This is a genomic window from Xanthomonas theicola, assembly GCF_014236795.1.
GTDB classification, from domain to species: domain Bacteria; phylum Pseudomonadota; class Gammaproteobacteria; order Xanthomonadales; family Xanthomonadaceae; genus Xanthomonas_A; species Xanthomonas_A theicola.
In genome coordinates this window covers 4041283-4058645 of the sequence record NZ_CP049017.1, presented here as the reverse complement: position 1 = coordinate 4058645, position 17363 = coordinate 4041283, and the positions used below count along the sequence as shown (strand labels likewise).

Annotated in this window: 16 protein-coding genes, 2 pseudogenes and 1 other annotated feature; of the genes and pseudogenes, 9 read left to right on the top strand and 9 right to left on the bottom strand. The window is 69.7% G+C overall.

The features are described 5' to 3' along the window. Positions 1-78: 78 nt before the first annotated feature. Both G4Q83_RS18985 and G4Q83_RS18980 read left to right on the top strand, forming a co-directional pair. The gene (locus tag G4Q83_RS18985) at positions 79-1125 is read left to right on the top strand and encodes a GGDEF domain-containing protein (RefSeq protein WP_128421419.1); all 1047 of its coding nucleotides are present in this window, start codon (positions 79-81) and stop codon (positions 1123-1125) included. 26 nt (positions 1126-1151) lie between these two features. Continuing rightward, positions 1152-3758, top strand: a complete 2607-nt coding sequence (locus G4Q83_RS18980; RefSeq protein WP_128421418.1) for a putative peptide modification system cyclase — start codon at positions 1152-1154, stop codon at positions 3756-3758. On the opposite strand, the gene G4Q83_RS18975 is transcribed toward G4Q83_RS18980, so the two are convergent. After that, a complete protein-coding gene (locus G4Q83_RS18975) occupies positions 3710-4033 on the bottom strand; it encodes an NHLP-related RiPP peptide (RefSeq protein WP_128421417.1) in 324 nt (107 codons plus the stop codon). The genes G4Q83_RS18980 and G4Q83_RS18975 overlap by 49 nt on opposite strands. A 101-nt stretch (positions 4034-4134) precedes the next feature. Between G4Q83_RS18975 and G4Q83_RS18970 the strand changes: the two genes are divergently transcribed. Further along, positions 4135-5304: a putative peptide maturation dehydrogenase gene (locus G4Q83_RS18970; RefSeq protein WP_343068360.1), complete on the top strand. Its 1170-nt coding sequence runs from the start codon at positions 4135-4137 to the stop codon at positions 5302-5304. Between the two features lie 194 nt (positions 5305-5498). Here the strand turns inward: G4Q83_RS18970 and G4Q83_RS18965 are convergent, their stop codons facing one another. Next, on the bottom strand, positions 5499-5963 hold the full coding sequence (locus G4Q83_RS18965) for a cupin (RefSeq protein WP_246432172.1): 465 nt from the start codon (positions 5961-5963) through the stop codon (positions 5499-5501). Positions 5964-6253: 290 nt separating this feature from the next. On the opposite strand from G4Q83_RS18965, the gene G4Q83_RS18960 reads away from it, so the two are divergent. The 3 genes from G4Q83_RS18960 (at position 6254) to G4Q83_RS18950 (ending at position 9018) form a co-directional block, all read left to right on the top strand. Further along, positions 6254-6673 carry a hypothetical protein gene (locus G4Q83_RS18960; RefSeq protein WP_128421415.1) on the top strand — a complete coding sequence of 140 codons (420 nt, stop codon included), beginning with the start codon at positions 6254-6256 and terminating at the stop codon, positions 6671-6673. 369 nt (positions 6674-7042) lie between these two features. Beyond that, complete coding sequence (locus tag G4Q83_RS18955; RefSeq protein WP_128421414.1) at positions 7043-8134, top strand: DUF3182 family protein; 1092 nt, start codon at positions 7043-7045, stop codon at positions 8132-8134. A 2-nt stretch (positions 8135-8136) separates the two neighbouring features. Then, positions 8137-9018 (top strand): alpha/beta hydrolase family protein, encoded by an 882-nt coding sequence (locus tag G4Q83_RS18950; RefSeq protein ID WP_128421413.1) that lies wholly within the window; start codon positions 8137-8139, stop codon positions 9016-9018. 52 nt (positions 9019-9070) lie between these two features. Here the strand turns inward: G4Q83_RS18950 and G4Q83_RS18945 are convergent, their stop codons facing one another. Both G4Q83_RS18945 and G4Q83_RS18940 read right to left on the bottom strand, forming a co-directional pair. After that, positions 9071-9322 (bottom strand): hypothetical protein, encoded by a 252-nt coding sequence (locus G4Q83_RS18945; protein ID WP_246432171.1) that lies wholly within the window; start codon positions 9320-9322, stop codon positions 9071-9073. A 228-nt stretch (positions 9323-9550) separates the two neighbouring features. Continuing rightward, positions 9551-9769, bottom strand: a pseudogene (locus G4Q83_RS18940) (transposase); the annotation flags it as partial. A 50-nt stretch (positions 9770-9819) separates the two neighbouring features. On the opposite strand from G4Q83_RS18940, the pseudogene G4Q83_RS18935 reads away from it, so the two are divergent. Then, positions 9820-11056 (top strand): annotated as a pseudogene (locus tag G4Q83_RS18935) (IS3 family transposase). Beyond that, positions 10101-10216, top strand: a sequence feature (AL1L pseudoknot). (Overlaps the previous pseudogene by 116 nt.) Before the next feature lie 144 nt (positions 11057-11200). Further along, positions 11201-11584 (top strand): thioredoxin family protein, encoded by a 384-nt coding sequence (locus tag G4Q83_RS18930; RefSeq protein ID WP_246432170.1) that lies wholly within the window; start codon positions 11201-11203, stop codon positions 11582-11584. Positions 11585-11696: 112 nt separating this feature from the next. Here G4Q83_RS18930 and G4Q83_RS18925 read toward each other — a convergent pair whose 3' ends face one another. From G4Q83_RS18925 to G4Q83_RS18915, 3 genes are all read right to left on the bottom strand, one after another. Beyond that, complete coding sequence (locus G4Q83_RS18925) at positions 11697-12047, bottom strand: DUF3147 family protein (RefSeq protein WP_128420268.1); 351 nt, start codon at positions 12045-12047, stop codon at positions 11697-11699. Positions 12048-12314: 267 nt separating this feature from the next. Further along, positions 12315-13973, bottom strand: a complete 1659-nt coding sequence (ubiB, locus tag G4Q83_RS18920; protein ID WP_128420267.1) for a ubiquinone biosynthesis regulatory protein kinase UbiB — start codon at positions 13971-13973, stop codon at positions 12315-12317. Continuing rightward, positions 13970-14611, bottom strand: a complete 642-nt coding sequence (locus G4Q83_RS18915) for a ubiquinone biosynthesis accessory factor UbiJ (RefSeq protein ID WP_185817263.1) — start codon at positions 14609-14611, stop codon at positions 13970-13972. The genes ubiB and G4Q83_RS18915 overlap by 4 nt, the downstream gene beginning before the upstream one ends. A gap of 118 nt (positions 14612-14729) precedes the next feature. On the opposite strand from G4Q83_RS18915, the gene ddlA reads away from it, so the two are divergent. Further along, the gene (gene ddlA, locus G4Q83_RS18910) at positions 14730-15845 is read left to right on the top strand and encodes a D-alanine--D-alanine ligase (RefSeq protein ID WP_128420265.1); all 1116 of its coding nucleotides are present in this window, start codon (positions 14730-14732) and stop codon (positions 15843-15845) included. A gap of 222 nt (positions 15846-16067) precedes the next feature. Here ddlA and G4Q83_RS18905 read toward each other — a convergent pair whose 3' ends face one another. Both G4Q83_RS18905 and oleD read right to left on the bottom strand, forming a co-directional pair. Beyond that, entirely contained in the window at positions 16068-16226 is a 159-nt protein-coding gene (locus tag G4Q83_RS18905) for a DUF1328 domain-containing protein (RefSeq protein ID WP_003468167.1), read from the bottom strand. Between the two features lie 63 nt (positions 16227-16289). Next, positions 16290-17300 (bottom strand): 2-alkyl-3-oxoalkanoate reductase, encoded by a 1011-nt coding sequence (gene oleD / locus G4Q83_RS18900; protein WP_128420264.1) that lies wholly within the window; start codon positions 17298-17300, stop codon positions 16290-16292. Between the last annotated feature and the right edge of the window lie 63 nt (positions 17301-17363).

Sequence of the window (17363 nt, the reverse complement as noted above, 5' to 3'; positions counted from 1 at the left end):
TGACCGCATCGTCAGGGCCTGGTTCGGATGCTATGCTCCCCGCAGATGGCGAGCAACGCCAGGAGCAGTGGGGCTCGGATGACCTGCGACAGCGCCGCGTCCAACGCACGCGAGACAACTTCGACCGTTGGCGCGGTGGCCCCGAAGCCCAGTGAGCCGGCGGTGCTGACCGCGGTGGAATTGGACCTGTTTTCCGAGTTCGGCCGCGCGCGGCCGGTGCGCGCCGGCGAGGTGCTGTTCCGGCGCGGCACTGGCGGCAGCGCCATGTTCGTGATCGGCAGCGGCGTGATCGACCTGGATTTCGGCGAGGACCTGGTGGTCAAGCATCTCGGGCACGGCGAGTTCTTCGGCGAACTCGGGCTGTTGATCGGCAACCATATGCGCAGTGCCGATGCGATCGCCGCCAGCGACGGCGTGCTGGTCGAACTGGACCACGACGACTTTCAGCGCCTGGTGGAGCGCGACCCGGGCGTGGTCGCCTACTTCCTGCGCCGCACCATCGTGCGCGTGGTGATGAACGAGCAGACCCTGATCCGCCAGCTGCGCCGCCGCAACCACGATCTGGAAGCGGCGCTGGACAATCTCTACGCCACCACCCACCAGCTCAGCAAGACCGAAGAGCTGGTGCGCACCGACGAACTGACCGGCCTGCACAATCGCCGCGGCCTGGTCCTGCGCCTGCAGGAGTGCCGGCGCGCCGGCCGCTCGCCGGGACCGGGCCTGCTGCTGATCGACTGCGACCGCTTCAAGCGCATCAACGACGAGCACGGCCACCTGGTCGGCGACCGCGTGCTGCAGAACGTCGCCAACATCCTGCGGTCCGTCGCCAGCCAGGACGATATCGCCTGCCGCCTGGGCGGCGACGAATTCTGCCTGCTGGTCGCCGCCGGCAACGCCGAAGACCTGCGCCGCATCGGCGAGTTCGTGATCGCCACCGTGCAGAACCTGCTCGGCGTGCCGCATCCGTTGCCGCATATCTGCCCGGTCAGCATCGGCATCAGCCGGGTCGATCCGCAGTCGGACTGGAACGACTGGTACGCCAACGCCGACGCCGCGTTGTACGAGGCCAAGCGCCTCGGCGGCAACCGCTTGTACTGGCACGATCTCGCCGCCGCGCCCTACTGATCCGCCGCGCGCCGGCCGAGCCGCCCATGAACGACGCTCACCAGTTCCAGCCGGAGGTCCCGCAGTTGCGCACGCTGCTGCTGACCGACCTGTGCGATTCGATGGCGCTGGTGGAACGGCTCGGCGATGCCAGCGCCGCCGAACTGTTCAAGCTGCACGACGCGCTGGTGCTGGAACTGCAGCAGCGCTGGCGCGGGCGCCTGATCGACCGGTCCGACGGTCTGCTGCTGTTGTTCGAGCGCCCGATCGACGGCCTGGGCTTCGCCCTGGACTACAGCCGCGGCCTGCGCGCGCTGGGCACGCAGCGCATGCTGGAACTGAAGGTGCGCGCCGGCCTGCACGTCGGCGAGGTGCTGACCTGGCGCAACAGCGACGCGGCGGTGCAGGTCGGCGCCAAACCGCTGGAGGTGGAGGGCCTGGCCAAACCGACCGCGGCGCGGCTGATGACGTTGGCGCGGCCCGGGCAGCTCCTGCTGTCGGCGGTGGCCGAGTCGCTGACCCACCGCGCCGCGCGCGAACTGGGCGAGCGTGGCGAGCGCCTGCTGTGGGAATCGCACGGGCGCTGGCGCTTCAAGGGCGTACCGACCGCGCAGGAGATCTACGAAGTCGGCGAGATCGGCCACACCCCGTTGCGCGCGCCCAAGTCCACGCCGAAGGCATGGCGCGACTCGCCGCTGTGGCGCAGGCCGGTCGCGCTGGCGGCAGAGGCGGCGCTGATCGTCGCGATGGTGGTCGGCGGCTGGTTCGTGACCCGCCCGCAGCCGGCGATCGCGTTCGCCGAGCGCGACTGGGTGGTGGTGGGGGACTTGCGCAACCTGACCGGCGAAACGGTCCTGGACGACTCGCTGCAGCAGGCGTTCCGGATCAGCCTGGAACAGTCGCGCTACGTGAATCTGCTGTCGGATATCAAGACCCGCGATGCGCTGCTGCGCATGCGGCGCAATCCCCAGGCCCTGCTGGACAGGGCGGTGGCGTCGGAGATCGCGATCCGCGATGGCGCACGCGCGGTGATCCTGCCCACTGTTTCGGAAGTCGGCGGCCGTGTCCGCGTCAGCGCGGAGGTCATCGATCCGCAGACGCAGACCACGGTCTACGCCGAATCCGCGGACGGCTATGGCATCCACTCGGTGCTCGGCTCCATCGACAAGGTGACCGCCGGTCTGCGCGGCAAGCTCGGTGAGGCGTTTGCCTCCATCGAGCGGAATTCCGCCCCGTTGCCGCACGTCACCACCAAGGACTTGGATGCGCTGCGTTCGTATGCCTTGGGGCAGAACGCCTACGATCGCAGCGAGTACGGCAAGGCGCAAGCGTTCTATGCGCATGCGGTGGAGCTCGATCCGAGTTTTGCGCTCGCCTACATCGGCCAGCTGCGCGCGCGCAATGCGGTGAACGATCTCAAGGGCGGGGAACAATACCTGCGCAAGGCCTTGCAGTTGCGTTCCAACCTCGCCCCGCGCGACCGGATGTATCTGGACGCCTGGGCGGCGGAAATGGACGCCCCCCAGCAGGCGCTGGAGAAGTGGCAGCAGATGGCTGCGATGTATCCGGGTTTCTTCCAGGCCTCGGCCAACGTCGGCTACGCCCTGTACGCGCGCAACCGTTTCGCGCAGGGGCTGGAGTCGGCAGCGGCTTCGCTGTCGCCGCGGTACGAATTCGCCGGCCTGTCCTGGGAACTGATGGGACGCATGTATCTGGCGCTGGATCGCTATGCCGAGGCCAGGGCGGCGTTGTTGAAGGCCGGCGCGCGGCAGGGCACGTCCGCGCGCATCCGGCTGGCGAACACCAGCGCCGCGCAGCGCGATTTCCAGGAAGCGACGTCGCTGCTGGACGGCATGGGAGAGCGCAACAGCGTACCGTTCGACAAGGTCACGCTGCTGCTCGACCAGGGGCGGTGGCAGGAGGCGCAATCGGCGGCCGAACGCATTGCCGGCGCAGTGGCGCCGGACTCGTTGCGCGGGCGTGCCGCGCTGTATCCGCTTGCGGTAGCGAAATGGATGGCCGGCGATGAGCGCGCCGCACTGCGGGTTCTGGGCGATCTATCGTCGCGTGCGACCGATGCCGCCTTGGCCGCGGAGGTGACGGCGGACGCCGTGGACGATGTCTATGCGGCGATTTCCGCAGGGATCCTGGCCCAGCGCCTGGGCGATCGGCGCCTTGCGCAAGGCGTCGTGCACGCGCTGCGGGGCAGGGCGGACCTGACGGGCAACGTTCTCGTTGCGCCCGTGTACGCGATCCTGCAGGCGGGCCAGGCGCTGTCGGCGGGAGACCACGGCCAGGCCATCCGGATCCTGGAAGCGCATCGCGATGGCAATGAGCCGTTCCGGCTCCACGAGGTACTGGCGCAGGCCTACGCCCGGCAAGGCGACAGCGCCAAGGCGCTGAAGGAATCGCTTTGGCTCACCCGCCATCGGGGGTTGGCCTACAGCGAGCTCGGCTGCGGCTGGTGCCAACAAGCGCTCAACGTGGTCGACACCACGCTCGGGCACCTGCTGGCAGCGGAACTGCTCGCCTCCTCGGGGCAGCAACGGCTCGCACAGGCGCAGTTGCGTGCGTTCGACGCCCAGTGGACGCCGTCCGCGCTTCCTCAGCGCCTGCGGGTGCGGCGCGACGCGTTGCTTTCGACGTTCAAATGAATCGGGTTCTGCGACATGCCCGATGTCATCATTTCGAGCAGGGCCTCCCTCGACCTGGCGATGTCCTGCTTGGGAGCGATTCGCTGCACGCAGAGGCATTTCGACAGCTGGGCGAGCCCTTCGGCATCCGCCGCATGGCCGACGTTGACGAGCGCGGCGCGCGGATCCTTCTTGAACAGCCTGCGAAAGTCGTTGTCCGTTGCCAGCAGGTCCAACAGTCTGCTCGCGACCTTCAGCTCCAGCTGCGCCGCGGCTCCACCGCCTGTCTTTCTCATCGCTATGTCGTCCCCCCGTCAACCGGCCCGAACCAGGCCCTCGGTCCCCAATCTAGCTGGCTGCATCGCGTCAAACAATCGGTTTCTCCCCCGCCCAGGAAATGGTGATGCATATCCGGCGCTGCAAGGTGCTGTACCTGGAGCCCCGCGAGGACACCCGGTTCGATCTGCATGATCTTTTGGCAGGCGGCGACGGCTTGCGCCGTACGCTGCACTGGATCGCGTTGGCGCCGCACCTTCGCGCCGAGGTCGGCGTGGATGCCGAGGAGCGGGAGCTGTTGGGGCGGCTGAGCCCCGACAAGTGGGTGCGGACGAAGGCGCTCGCCGACGCCGCGCGCAAGCCGCTGAAGCGGCTGTTGCGGAAGGGGCTGGTGGTGGCCGGCGGTCGCCGCCATGCCGAGAACCGCGCTCGCGACGACGCCTTGCGCTCGGTGCATTGGCACCCGTTGGCGGCCGCCTTCCATGCCTTCACCCGGTGGAGCGGCACGGACGCGGTGCAAGCCATGAAGGAGACCGGTACGGAAACGGCGCAGGAACTGCGCCTGGTGCTGGGAGCGCCGCCGGTGGAAGCCGGCGCGTGCGCAAGCGCGTCGTCGCGCTTGCCCTTGCCTCGCGCGGAGCAGGCGCAGTTCGATACGCTGCTGGCCCGGCGCGCAACGTGCCGCAACTTCGACGCGGAGCTGCCGCTGCCTTACCGGTTGTTCGCCCAGCTGATGCAGCGCGTGTTCGCCGCGCAGGGACAGGTGCGGGTCACGGAGGACATGGTCTTCCTGAAAAAGACCAGCCCCTCCGGCGGAGGCCTGCATCCGGTCGAGGCGTATCTGATCGTCCAGAACGTCGAAGGCGTCTCGCCGGGCCTGTATCACTACCACTGCATCGAGCATGCACTCGAGCCCCTGGGGCGATCGCCCGGGCCTCTGCCTGCGTTCGCGCTGGACGCGGTCGCGCAGCAGCAATGGTTCGCCGACGCGCATGTCATGGTGCTGCTTGTTCCTCGCTACGACCGCAGCTTCTGGAAGTACCGCCGCCATGCCAAGGGCTATCGCGCCATCGTCCTGGAGGCCGGCCATCTTTCGCAGACCCTGTATCTCTGCGCAACCGAAGCAGGACTGGGCGCGTACGTCACGGCAGCGATCAACGAAGCAAGCCTGGAGCGGGCGTTCGGGCTGGAGCCGGCCAGCCAGGGCGTGCTGGCGATCTGCGGGTTCGGCTGGCGCGCCGCCGAAATGGCGACGATGGAGTTGGACCCATGCAGCAAGGTCTGGGCCTGATCCGTCGGCGGCGCGGCGAGGAAGACGACGGCGCGGCGATGGCGCCGCTGGCGGCGCCAGGCCGAGAGAACGTGCGCACGGCGATCTGCGGGCGCATGGCGGCGCATCCCTTCGAGCGCGGCCTCCGCATCGCGGTCGGGCCGCGCCGTCTGCGGGAGACCGGGGTGCTGGACGCCCTGCCCGACCGCGCCGGATCAACCGGGCATCCGCCAATGCTGCAGCAGCGGGCCGTGCGCGCCGGCGACCGGGTCGCGGGGCGGGAACGGCAACTGCGCGATGCGCCGGAGCGCGGCGGCGCTGGGCGCCTGCCTGCAGATGTCCCAGTCCTGCCCGGCCGGATAGGCGCCGACCACCAGGACGTCCGCGCTGGACGCGATGCAGCAATGGCCAGTGCCGGCCGGCAGCAGCAACGCGTCGCCGGCCGCCAGCATGGTCTCGGGCCCGCCCGGGCCGCCGACCACCAGCCGCGCGTTGCTGCGGGCCGCACCAAGCACCTCGTGCGCGCTGGAATGGTAGTGGTGGTAGGCGTCGATGCCGTCGCGCCATTGCGCCGGCCAGCCATGCCTGGCGAAGCGGCGCTCGAAGCCGGCGGCGCCGCCATCCCGCTCGGCCCCGCGATGCAGCAGGACCGGCAGGAACGGATGGTTGCGCACCCCCATGCGTGCGGCGGCCGCAGCCAATGTTGCAGGTGCATCGGCGGATCCTCATGGGCGTGGCATGGCGGGCGGCGGCATCCGCCCTCGCCGGATCATGCCGGCCACGCCGTGTGGTCGCGGCGGCGGCGCCCGCCGCCCCGCGCCAACGCAGCGGCGCCGCGGTCCCGCGCGTGCGTGTGCCCGGACCGAGACGATGCAGCGTGGCGGCACCGGAACAGGACCCGGCTCACGACCCCATCACTATTTGCGCGCAGAATGGAACGATCAGATTGCGCGACGTGGAGCGCAGACGAATGAACGATTTACGCATCGACGATGTCGACGTTGCCCTGTCGGCGCTGGACCAGGCCGATCCGCAGTTGAAGGCGGCGCTGTGGCAGTGGGCGTATCTGGAAATGCTGCACGAGACCCTGAGCGCGATGCATCAACTGTCGCACCGGGTCGGCGTGGCCGAACTGGTCGCCGATGCCTGGCTGGCGCCGGTGGACGTGATCGCGCCGCCACAGCCGTTCCTGGACCGCGCCACGCTCGCGGACACGCGCGTGCAGGCGTTCGCGGTGGCGCTGGGCGAGGCGTCCTCGCGCCAGTCGCGCGCCCAGTTGTGGCGCAGCGGCTATGCCAGCGTGATCCAAGCCACGCTGCAGGGCATGCAAGCGCTGGCCGGCAAGCACCGGATCGACGCGCAGGTCGCCGCGCGGATGCCGCCCGCCTGATCGCAGCGGTGCCGCTGCGTCGGCGCGTTCGCGACATGGCCAGCACCGGTCCCGGCTGCGGCGCTGCGCTGCGCCGCTGACGCGCCGGGCATGCCGCGTTCACCACGGCGCAACGCGGTTGCCGACAGCCTTGGTCGCATGGCCGACCCCCACCGCCATCCGTCTTCGCGATCGATCACCGTGCAGCAGGCCGCGTCGGCGCGCACCCGCCCGGCGATGCGCCCGGCACCTCGGAAGCGGGCGCTTGGTGGCGCCCCCGGCGCAGGCCGTTGCGCGCGCCGGGGGCGCTGGCGTTGGCGGTGCTGCCGATCCTGGTTCTGCTGTTCCGGCATGCTTGATGTCCAGTCCTTCCCGAGTGGAGTGCCGCGCATGGCCCGACCTGCCAGACACGACCATGTCCGCTGCCACAGCGTCCGCATGCATCCGGCCGACGGGCACGAGGCCGCCACGCATGCCTGGATCGCCGCCGAAGTGGCGCGGCTGATGGGCGTGCCGGTACGCGATGGCGCCGCCGCCGGGAGCGGCTTCTACGTGCCGGACGACACCCTGACCGCGGCACAGGCGCAACCACTGGGCGTGTGCGCCGCCGCCGATCTACTCGGCGGGGTGGTGCCGCATGCGTTCGTCGCCACCAAGGCGATCAGCCATCCGCTGGTCGAACGCGGCGCGGCCGCGCCGGAGGGCTGGCAGCATGCGCTGGGCGCCGCACTGGCCGAGGCCACGCTGCCCGGCTACACCGCGTTCGCCGCTGCCGATGCGCGCGCGGCCTACGCGCGGCTGTGCCGCGGCGGCCAGGTGCGGTTGAAACTGCCCCACGGCATCGGCGGACAGGGCCAGTTGCTGCTGGGCGACGCGCCCGCGCTCGACACGGCGCTGGACGCGGTGGCCCCGGCGGATCTGGCGCAGCAGGGCGTCGTGCTCGAACGGCAGCTGGATCGCTCGACCACCTTCAGTGTCGGCGAAGTGGACTGCGCCGGGATGACCATCGCGTACTACGGAACGCAATCGGTCACCGGCGACGGCAGCGGCCGCCAGACCTACGGTGGCTCGCAACTGTTCGTGATCCGCGGCACGCTGGATGCCTTGCTGGAGGGCGAGCTGCCGCCGCCGCAGCGCGAGGCGGTGCTGAAGGCGCGCCACTACGACCGCTGCATCGCCGAAGCCTATCCGGCGTTCTATGCATCGCGCCGCAACTACGATGTGATCGAGGGCGTCGCCGAGGACGGCACCGGCATCGGCGGCGTGCTCGAGCAGTCCTGGCGCGTCGGCGGCGCAACGCCGGCGGAACTGGCCGCGGTCGACGCCTTCCAGCGCCAGCCGGGACTGCGCGCGGTGGTCGCGGCCACCGTCGAGCGCTACGGCGAGCAGGACTTGCCTGTCGGCGCGCAGGTTTACTACAGGGACGAGGATCCGCGCGTGGGCCGCCTGACCAAGTACCGGTACCTGAGCGTCGTGGACTAACGATGGAAACCAAACTCTCCAGCATCGACATCGCGGTGGACGGCGATGCGTTGAGCGGCACCCTGCTCACGCCCACCAACGGCATGCCCGGCGTCCTGTTCGTGCATGGCTGGGGCGGCAACCAGCACCACAACCTGGTGCGTGCGCGCGAAGCGGTCGGCCTGGGCTGCGTGTGCCTGACCTTCGACCTGCGCGGCCACGAAGGACTGGCCTGGATGCGCGAGACGGTGACGCGCGCGCAGAACCTGGACGACATCAAGGCCGCCTACGACCGCCTGGCGTCGTCGCCGCAGGTGGACCGGGAATCGATCGCGGTGGTGGGCCTGAGCTATGGCGGCTACCTCGCCTCGCTGCTGACCCTGGAGCGGCCGGTGGAATGGCTGGCGCTGCGGTCGCCGGCGCTGTACAAGGACGCGCACTGGGACGGCCCGAAGGTGGCGCTGAACCGGGATCCGGACCTGATGCCGTACCGGCACCGCGCGGTAGCGCCGGCCGACAATGTCGCGCTGGCGGCCTGCCAGCGTTTCCGCGGCGATGCGCTGCTGGTCGAAGCCGAGCAGGACGTGATCGTGCCGGGCCAGGTGATCCGCAACTACGCCGCGGCATTCTCCAACGCGCGGTCGCTGACCGCGCGGGTGATCCAGGGCGCCGACCACGCGCTGACCCGCAAAGAGCACCAACTCGAATACACCCGTTACCTGATCGCCTGGCTCACCGAGATGGTGGCCGGGCGCCGCGTGGCGCTGGCCAAGAACGTGGTCGAGCGGCGCAAGCAGAGTCTCAGGCACACGCAAGGCGACGCGGCGACCTCGCCCGGACAGGGCTCCAGGCAGTTCCAGGGCCACCTCGAGGCCAACGAACGCAGTTCCGGCGCGGCGCGGTGACCCACCGCACCGCGCCGTGCGGCAGCGCGGCGCAACCCGTCCGCGAGCGTCCTCAGTGGCTGCGGCCGGATTGCTCCAGGCGGTGCCAGGCATGGCGTACCAGCCAGCGCGCTTCGTCCCACGACACCGACAGCGCCGGCGCCAGCCGGTGGTAGGAATCCTGCAGCACGCGGTACAACTGCGCCTCGGTGGCGCGCGGATACGCCAGATACACGTCGTAGCCCACCTTCAGCAGCAGCGAGTAATGGGAAAAGCCATGGCGACCCAGGCGTCCGCTGGCATGGGCATCCTGCCAGTAGGCCATTTCGGCAGCCAGATCGATGGCGGGACGAGCGCGGGCAGGACGGGCGGGAGCGAGAACGGTCTGCATGGGTAGGACTCCTCGTGAGGCTACCCCCTGTCGCTCCGATCCTAGCCGATATTGGGGTTTGAGGCGCGGTGGAAGGGGAAGCGCAGTTGCGCCGTTCAGCCCTCGTCTCCAAGGCTTTCCGGATAGAGCGCGGTGATGGCGGACAAGAAGGTGGCTTAGAAACTATCCGTAAATAACGTTGACGGTCAGTTTGACCTTGCGGAACGCAATGATCGCTGCCGCAATGCGGTTGAGGGCCACGAAGCTGCGCTCAAGCTTCTCGTAGTGCACCAGAAGTTTGCGGAACCGGTTGAACCAACTGCGGCAGACCTCGACAACCCACCGTTTCGCCTTCTTGGTGGGGTTGCGCCGTTTGGCGCTTGCCTCCTTGTGGCGGCTGACGGAACCGCCCCGGGATACTTGGAGGCTCCAACTGTTGAGAGGATGGCGTCATGAGCAAGCAGGCAGTGACGTATTGCCCGGACGTGCGGGAGCGGGCAGTTGGGATGGTGCCGGAGCATCAAGGCGAGCACAGTTCGCCGTGGGCGGCGCTCGCGTCGATTGCCGGGAAGATCGGGTGTGCGGCCGAGACGTTGCGCTGGTGGGTGCGCCGGGCCGAGCGCGACCAAGGGTTGCGCCCAGACCTGACGACGGAGGAGCGAGCGCGGATGAAGGCGCTGGAGCGGGAGAATCGGGAGCGGCGCCAGGCCAAGGAGATTCTGCGCAAGGCCTCGGCGTCCTTCGCCCAGGCCGGGCTGGACCGCCGTTTCACGCCATGACGGGGTTGGTTGCGGCGCATCGCGCCGCCGACGCAGTCGAGCCGATCTGCCGGGTGTTGGAGATGGCTCGGTCGAGGGTCTACAGCCATGCGGCCCGGGAGGCCGATCCCGGCGCTCGCCCGGATCGCTGGTGGCGCGGCTGGGCGCTGGTGGCGCAGATCCGCCGTGTCCGGGACCAGAACCGCCAGGTCGACGGTGTGCGCAAGGTGTGCAAGCAGTTGTGCGGGAAGGCCGGCAGGTGGCGCGGTGCACGGTGGCGCGGCGGATGCGCCGGCTGGGCCTGCGTGGCGTGGTCGGTGGCAAGCCAGTGAAGACCACGCACAGCGAAGGCGCCGCCGTGTCCGCTGGACCGGGGGAAACGGCAGTTCCAGGCCGACCGGCCGACCGCGCTGTGGGTGAGCGACTTCACCTAGGTCTCGACGTGGCAGGGCAGGGTGTCCGTGGCGTTGGCGCTCGACGTGTCCGCGCGGCGGATCGTGGGCTGGCAGGCGTCGGGCTCGATGACCACGGACCTCGCGCTCGACGCCCTGGAACAGGCGCTGCACGCGCGGCAGCGGGAGGGCGTACTGATCCACCCCTGCGACCGCGGTTCGCAGTCTGTGAGCATCCGCGACAGCGAGCGGCCGACCGAGGCGGATCGAGCCGTCGGTGGGCCGCGTGGGCGATTGCTATGAGCGCGAAGCCTGCCCTTGGGGCACACCGCGCTGGCCGAGACGATCGATGGCCTGTACAAGGCCGAGGGGATCCACCGCCGATCGTGGCGCAAGCGCGAACAGGTGGAACTGGCCACGCTGGACTGGGTGCACGGGTTCAACCACAAACCACGGCTGGGGCCGATCGGGCACGTCCGGCCAGCGGAAGCCCAAGCGCTTACCCTCGGCAGCAAGCCGGTCAGGCCAAGGCGGCCTGACTCAAACCAAACGGCCTCCTGGAATCCCGGGGCGATTCAAGGTTCACAATGTGCCGGCCGGGCTACGGCCCGCAGCGGCCGTCGACGCGGCCATGCCGAGGCTCGACGATGGGCTTGCTTCCTGCAACGCTGCTGAGTGTCCCCATGAAACGCTGGTTGCTGTTGTCGCTGCTGACCCTGGTTCCGCTGGCCCACGCGCTGGAGCCGCCCTACGATGCCGCCGCCGATGCCGGCGCGCAGGTGCAGCGGGTGCTGGCCGCCTGCAAGAAGGCGCACAGGCCGACCCTGCGGAGCTTCGGTGCCAACTGGTGCGGCGACTGCCGCGCGCTCGATGTCTCGCTGCACACGGCCAAGAACCCCGCGCTGGTGAACGCGCACTTCGAGGTGGTCAAGATCGATGTGGGCAACTTCGACCACAACCTGGAGCCGAGCCGCGCCGACGGCGATCCGATCGAGAAGGGCATCCCGGCCGCGGTGGTGGTCGGCGCCGACGGCAGGTGCGCTACACCACCAAGGCCGGCGAACTGACCAATGCACGCAAGATGAACGATCAGGGCAGCGACGACTTCTTCGCCAAGGCGGCAGGCGCCGCGGTGGGGCACTGAGCTTCGCCGCGGCCGCCGGCCACCGTGCCGACGCGCTACAGTAACTGGATGCCGAAACGGCGCACGCCAAGCGCCAACGCGCCGAAGCAGGCCATGGTCAGCAGTGCGCACGCCGCCAGCGTCCACCAGAAGCCGAGCCGCGGCAACAGCAGCGGGAACGCCAGGAACATCGGCAGCGTCGGCAGCACGTACCAGAAGGTGTACCAGGCATGGTTGGCGATCTTGGCCTGCGGCTGTCGCTCCAGTTGCAGCCAGACCAGGGTCAGCACGGTCACCAGCGGCAGCGCGGCGATCAGCCCGCCGAGCCGGTCGCTGCGCCGGGCCACTTCGGAGATCGCCACCACCAGCGCGGCGGTGATCAGGTACTTGGCGACAAGCCAGGGCATGGGCCGCTCCTAGAGCATTTCCGATTCTGGTATTTACCGCCAGCGAAGTGTCGTGGGAGCGGCTTCAGCCGCGAAGTGCCCTATCTGTAAAGTTCGTCGCGACTGATGGCCCGAGGCCACCCGGAGTCGCTCCCACAAGTGGCATCACTTGGATCGAAAGTGCTCTAGGGTGGAGAACCACGCGGCGCCGATCCGAACCGTGCGGGCAGGACGTGGGCAGCGGCCGTGGCGCCCCGCCGTGGCGCGGCATCGATCGCATGGCCCGCGCTAGGGCCGCCACCACGCCGAGAGCAGGCTGAGCGCACCGATGCCGCCGGCGATCCATGCCCATAGCGACACCCGGCCCAGGTGCGGGCCGCCGGCGTCGAGCGCGTACAGCAGCGTGCCGACGGTGAGCAGGCCCACGCCGGTGATCGCGGTGACCACGCGGCGCTGCATGCGCAGCAGGATCGCGTTGAGCTCGAACAGGTCGCGCGAGCGCATCGACAGTTCATGGCGGCCTTCCACCTGCTGGCGCAGCCAGCCGTGCACCAGGCGCGGCATGTCCGGCGCGTGGGTCATGATTTCCGGCAGCCGCTTGCGCAGCTCGTGCAGCGCGCGCTGCGGGCTGTAGCGCTCGATCAGGATGCGCTCGAGCACCGGCCGCGCCACCGCCCAGATGTCCAGTTCCGGATCCAGCTGGCGGCCCACGCCCTCGATGTTGAGCAGGGTCTTCTGCAGCAGGATCAGCTGCGGCTGCAGGGTCAGCTGGTAGCGCTGGGCGACCCGGAACAGCTTGATCAGCACCTCGGCCAGCGAGATCTGCGACAGCGGCCGGGTGAAGTACGGCTCGCACACCGAACGCGCCGCCGCTTCCAGTTCGTCGATGCGCACATTGGCCGGCATCCAGCCCGCCTCCACGTGCAGTTCGGCCATGCGCCGGTAATCCTTGTTGAAGATGGCCATGAAATTCTCGGCCAGGTAGTACTGATCTTCCTGCGACAACTGGCCCATGATGCCGAAGTCCAGCGCGATGAAGCGCGGGTTGATCCGCCGCGCCGGATCGCTGTCGACCCAGATGTTGCCGGCATGCGCATCGGCATGGAAGAAGTTGTCGCGGAACACCTGCGTGTAGAACACGCGCACGCCCTTGGCCGCCAGCGCCTTGCGGTCGATGCCGGCGGCGTCGAGCGAGGCGATGTCGTCGGAGGGGATGCCGCGCATCCGCTCCAGGGTCAGCGCGCGCTCGACGGTGTGGCTCCAGATCACCTCCGGTACGTACAGGTCGTCCGAATGCAGCCAGAAGCGGCGCAGCACGCTGGCGTTGGCGCCTTCGCGCTGCAGGTCCAGTTCCGCGGCCAGCGTGGTCTCGATCTCGGCGACCACTTCGCGCGGGCGGATCTTGTCGGCGCGCGGGTGGGCGCGCTCGACCAGCGCGGCTGCGGACCTCAGCAGCGCGATGTCGGCGCCGATCTGCCGCTCGATGTCCGGACGCAGCACCTTGACCACCACCTCGCGGCCGCCGTGCAGCGTCGCCGCGTGCACTTGCGCGATCGAGGCCGAGGCCAGCGGGGTGGTGTCGAAACTGGCGAAGGCCACGCCGATCGGCTGCCCCAGCGCCTGCTCGACGATGCGCCGCGCGGCCTGGCCGTCGAACGGGCGCACCCGGTCCTGCAGCAGGGTCAGTTCCTCGGCCACGTCCGGCGGCATCAGGTCGCGGCGGGTGGACAGGATCTGCCCGAACTTGACGAAGATCGGGCCCAGGTCCTGCAGCGCCAGGCGCAGCCGCGCACCGCGCGACTGCGCGGCGATGTCCGGGCTGGCGCGCGGCACGAACGGCTTGGCCAGACGCAGCCAGCGCTCGGCCGCGGTGCCGTCGAGCAGGTCGTCCAGGCGGTAGCGCAGGATCACCCGGCCGATGCGGCTGGCACGGAACATCGCCTTCATGCGCCACGCCCCGGCGACAGCCTACCCATGCGCGCGGCCAGGCGTTCGACGTCGTCGCGCACCGCGTCGACGTCGTCGTAGAACGCGTCCAGTTCGGCGCGTGGCACCACGTCGCGCGATTCCTCGGTGACGTACTCCGCTGCGCTCTGCGCCAGGTCCTGCGCGCTGCGCCGGGCCTGCTGCAACGCCGCGCGCGCGGCGTTGGCCAGCTGCACCCCGAGCACATCGCCGAACACCTGGGCGAACGGGCGTTGCCAGTCCGGATCGAAGCGTGCCGTCAATTGCTGCAGGCGCCGCGCCAGATCGGCATCGCCGGCGACCCGCACCCGTCCGCCCGGGCTGGCGCCGCGCCGGGCCTGCGCCAGGAACGGCAACTGCGCGAACAGCCCGCCGAGGGTGCTGCGCACCGCCAGGTCCGGCTCCTGCGCCGCGTCCACCGGGCCGACCTGCAGGCGCGTGCCGTCCACACGGATCTGCAGCGCCAGCGCCGGCGCATCCAGGGTCAACGCCACGCGCTGGCCGTCCAGGCCGCGCAGCGCCTCGCGGGTATCCGGGTCCAGCGCCAGCGCGCGGTTGAGCGCCGCTTCCAGCGCGCGGCCAGCCAGGGGCTTGAGGGCATCGAAGGGAGAAGGCGACATCCGCGCATTCTACAAGGCCGCGACGCGCTGCCATGCGACAGCGCTCCGGGCTGGGTCGCGGCGGCGAAAACAGGCATTCTATACCCCCCACAGCGGCGCCCCTGCGGCGAGGACATGCATGCGCAAGATCCGGGTCGGCATCATCTTCGGCGGCAGGTCGGCCGAGCACGAGGTCTCGCTGCAGTCCGCGCACAACATCGTCGATGCGCTGGACCCGCAGCGCTTCGACGCCACCCTGATCGGCATCGACAAGCATGGCCGCTGGCATGCCAGCGAGCGCGACGGATTCCTGCTGCATGCCGACGATCCGGTGCGGATCGCGCTGCAGCGCAGCGGCCGCGGCGTGGCGGTGATCCCCGGCGACGACGCGCAGCCCTTGCGCGCGCTGCAACCGGCGCAGGCGCTGGAGCAGATCGACGTGGCGTTCCCGATCGTGCACGGTACGCTTGGCGAGGACGGCTCGCTGCAAGGCCTGCTGCGTATGGCCGGGCTGCCGTTCGTCGGCTCCGGCGTGCTCGGCTCGGCGCTGGCGATGGACAAGGACGTGGCCAAGCGCCTGTTGCGCGACGCCGGGCTGGACGTCGCCGCGTTCGCCTGCATCCGCCGCACCGATGCGGCGCAGGCCGATTTCACCGCGCTGGCCGCGCAATTCGGGCTACCGTTGTTCGTCAAGCCGGCCAACCAGGGTTCGTCGGTGGGCGTGAGCAAGGTGCACGATGCCGCCGGCTTCGCCGTGGCGCTGACGCTGGCCCTGGCCTACGACCACAAGGCGCTGGTGGAAGCGGCGATCGACGGGCGCGAGATCGAATGCGCGGTGCTCGGCAACGACGTGCCGCTGGCCAGCGTGTGCGGCGAAGTGGTAGTGCACGACGCGTTCTATTCCTACGAAACCAAATACATCAGCGAGACCGGCGCCGACGTGGTGGTGCCGGCGGCGATCGACGGCGCCACCCAGGAACGCATCCGCGCCGTCGCGCTGCGCGCCTACCAAGTGCTGGAGTGCGCCGGTCTGGCGCGGGTCGACGTGTTCCTGACCGGCGACGGCCGCATCGTGGTCAACGAACTCAACACGCTGCCGGGTTTCACCCGCATCAGCATGTATCCGAAGCTGTGGCAGGCCAGCGGGCTGAGTTACCGCGATCTGATCACGCGGCTGATCGAACTGGCGCAGGAACGCCATGCACAGGATGCAACGCTGCGTAGCGCAGTGGATGTTCCTGGAAACGGCCAATAGTCGCGCCTCTTCCTGCAACGCTCCACCGCGCGCCAGCGCAGGCATCGCCACCGCCGGTATCGTTTTCCGCATCGCGGCTTTGGTCGACGCGTAGCGTGCGTGCCCGAACCGACGGCCGAGGCATGCCCATCCTGCAATCGGCAGCGGCGGCAATCGATCGCCCGGAACGCGAAAGCGGCCCGCGGCCGCGGGCCGCTTTCGCGCCTGACGGCAGGGCTGGATCTAGACCTTGCCGCGGCGGAACATCGAGATCACCGCCAGGATCAGGAACACCACGAACAGGATCCAGGCGATGTTGGTCGCCGCACCGGCAATGCCGCTGAAACCCAGCACGGCGGCGATGATGGCGATGACGAAGAAGATGATGGCGTAATGCAACATGGCAATGCCCAGTAAGGTGTCGTGCCGAATCGGCGCACAACCATGTTCGGCAACCGGCGGTCGTCAGGAAGTGACGGCAGCGTCGTGGCGCCATGACCACGCCAGACGCTGCACACCCTCCTCGATCGACACCCGCGGCACGTAGCCGAAGTCGCGGCGCGCCGGTTCCATGCTGTACCAATGCGGCGTGCACAGCTGCTCGGCCAGGAAGCGGGTCAGCGGCGGCTCGCCGCGCAGGCGCAGCAGCGGCCACAGCGTTTCGCAGGTGGCGCCGATCCGGTAGGCGGTCTTGAACGACAGGGTCTTGCTCACCGGCGGCGCGCCGACCGCGGCGAGCAGTTTGTTCAGCAGCTCGCGCATCGGCAGCGGCTCGCCGTTGGAAATGAAATACGCCTTGCCGGCGCAGGCCGCGCCGATCGCCAGGTGGTCGAACGCATCGAAATGCGCCTGCGCGGCATTGTCGATGTAGGTGCAGTCCACCAGGTTGTCGCCGCCGCCGACCAGGCGCACGCGCCCGGCGCGCGCGCGCGCGGCCAGCTTCGGCAACAGCTGGTTGTCGCCCGGCCCCCAGATCAGCCGCGGCCGCAACGCCACCACCGCCAGCTGCGCGTCGTTGGCGGCGAGCACCGCGCGCTCGGCGAGTGCCTTGGTCGCGGCATAGGGCGCCTGGAAGTCCTCGCCATACGGCACCTGGTCCGCGCCCAGGCCCTCGACCGGATGGGTGGCGCGATGGGTCACGCTCGGCGTGGAGGTATAGACCAGGCGGCCTACGCCATGCGCGCGGCAGGCGGCCAGCACGTGCTCGGTGCCGACCACGTTGGGCTGGTAATAGCTGTCGTAGCTGCCCCAGGCGCCGGCCTTGGCCGCGTTGTGGAACACCGCCGCGGCGCCCGCGACGGCGTGGTGCAGCGCCTGCTTATCGGTCAGGTCGCCGCGCACCTGGGCCACGCCCAGCGCCTGCAGTTGCGGAGAGTGGCCGCGGTTGTAGCTGATCACCTCGTGCCCGCGCGCGACCAGGCCGCGGCACAGCGCCTGGCCCAGGAATCCACCACCGCCCGTCACCACAATCTTCATCGCGCCGCATCGATCGAACCAGGGCGCACACGATAGCCGGGAAGCGCCGAAGAAGGCGATCGG

What these genes read in the sequence shown, in the direction of transcription:
- oleD (WP_128420264.1), bottom strand. Translation starts at nt 17,300, where the DNA reads ATGAAGATTGTGGTGACGGGCGGTGGTGGATTCCTGGGCCAGGCGCTG.
- G4Q83_RS18905 (WP_003468167.1), bottom strand. Translation starts at nt 16,226, where the DNA reads ATGTTGCATTACGCCATCATCTTCTTCGTCATCGCCATCATCGCCGCC.
- G4Q83_RS18985 (WP_128421419.1), top strand. Translation starts at nt 79, where the DNA reads ATGACCTGCGACAGCGCCGCGTCCAACGCACGCGAGACAACTTCGACC.
- G4Q83_RS18950 (WP_128421413.1), top strand. Translation starts at nt 8,137, where the DNA reads ATGGAAACCAAACTCTCCAGCATCGACATCGCGGTGGACGGCGATGCG.
- G4Q83_RS18925 (WP_128420268.1), bottom strand. Translation starts at nt 12,047, where the DNA reads ATGCCCTGGCTTGTCGCCAAGTACCTGATCACCGCCGCGCTGGTGGTG.
- G4Q83_RS18955 (WP_128421414.1), top strand. Translation starts at nt 7,043, where the DNA reads ATGGCCCGACCTGCCAGACACGACCATGTCCGCTGCCACAGCGTCCGC.
- G4Q83_RS18945 (WP_246432171.1), bottom strand. Translation starts at nt 9,322, where the DNA reads ATGGCCTACTGGCAGGATGCCCATGCCAGCGGACGCCTGGGTCGCCAT.
- G4Q83_RS18970 (WP_343068360.1), top strand. Translation starts at nt 4,135, where the DNA reads ATGGTGATGCATATCCGGCGCTGCAAGGTGCTGTACCTGGAGCCCCGC.
- G4Q83_RS18930 (WP_246432170.1), top strand. Translation starts at nt 11,201, where the DNA reads ATGAAACGCTGGTTGCTGTTGTCGCTGCTGACCCTGGTTCCGCTGGCC.
- G4Q83_RS18915 (WP_185817263.1), bottom strand. Translation starts at nt 14,611, where the DNA reads ATGTCGCCTTCTCCCTTCGATGCCCTCAAGCCCCTGGCTGGCCGCGCG.
- ddlA (WP_128420265.1), top strand. Translation starts at nt 14,730, where the DNA reads ATGCGCAAGATCCGGGTCGGCATCATCTTCGGCGGCAGGTCGGCCGAG.
- G4Q83_RS18975 (WP_128421417.1), bottom strand. Translation starts at nt 4,033, where the DNA reads ATGAGAAAGACAGGCGGTGGAGCCGCGGCGCAGCTGGAGCTGAAGGTC.
- ubiB (WP_128420267.1), bottom strand. Translation starts at nt 13,973, where the DNA reads ATGAAGGCGATGTTCCGTGCCAGCCGCATCGGCCGGGTGATCCTGCGC.
- G4Q83_RS18960 (WP_128421415.1), top strand. Translation starts at nt 6,254, where the DNA reads ATGAACGATTTACGCATCGACGATGTCGACGTTGCCCTGTCGGCGCTG.
- G4Q83_RS18980 (WP_128421418.1), top strand. Translation starts at nt 1,152, where the DNA reads ATGAACGACGCTCACCAGTTCCAGCCGGAGGTCCCGCAGTTGCGCACG.
- G4Q83_RS18965 (WP_246432172.1), bottom strand. Translation starts at nt 5,963, where the DNA reads ATGGGGGTGCGCAACCATCCGTTCCTGCCGGTCCTGCTGCATCGCGGG.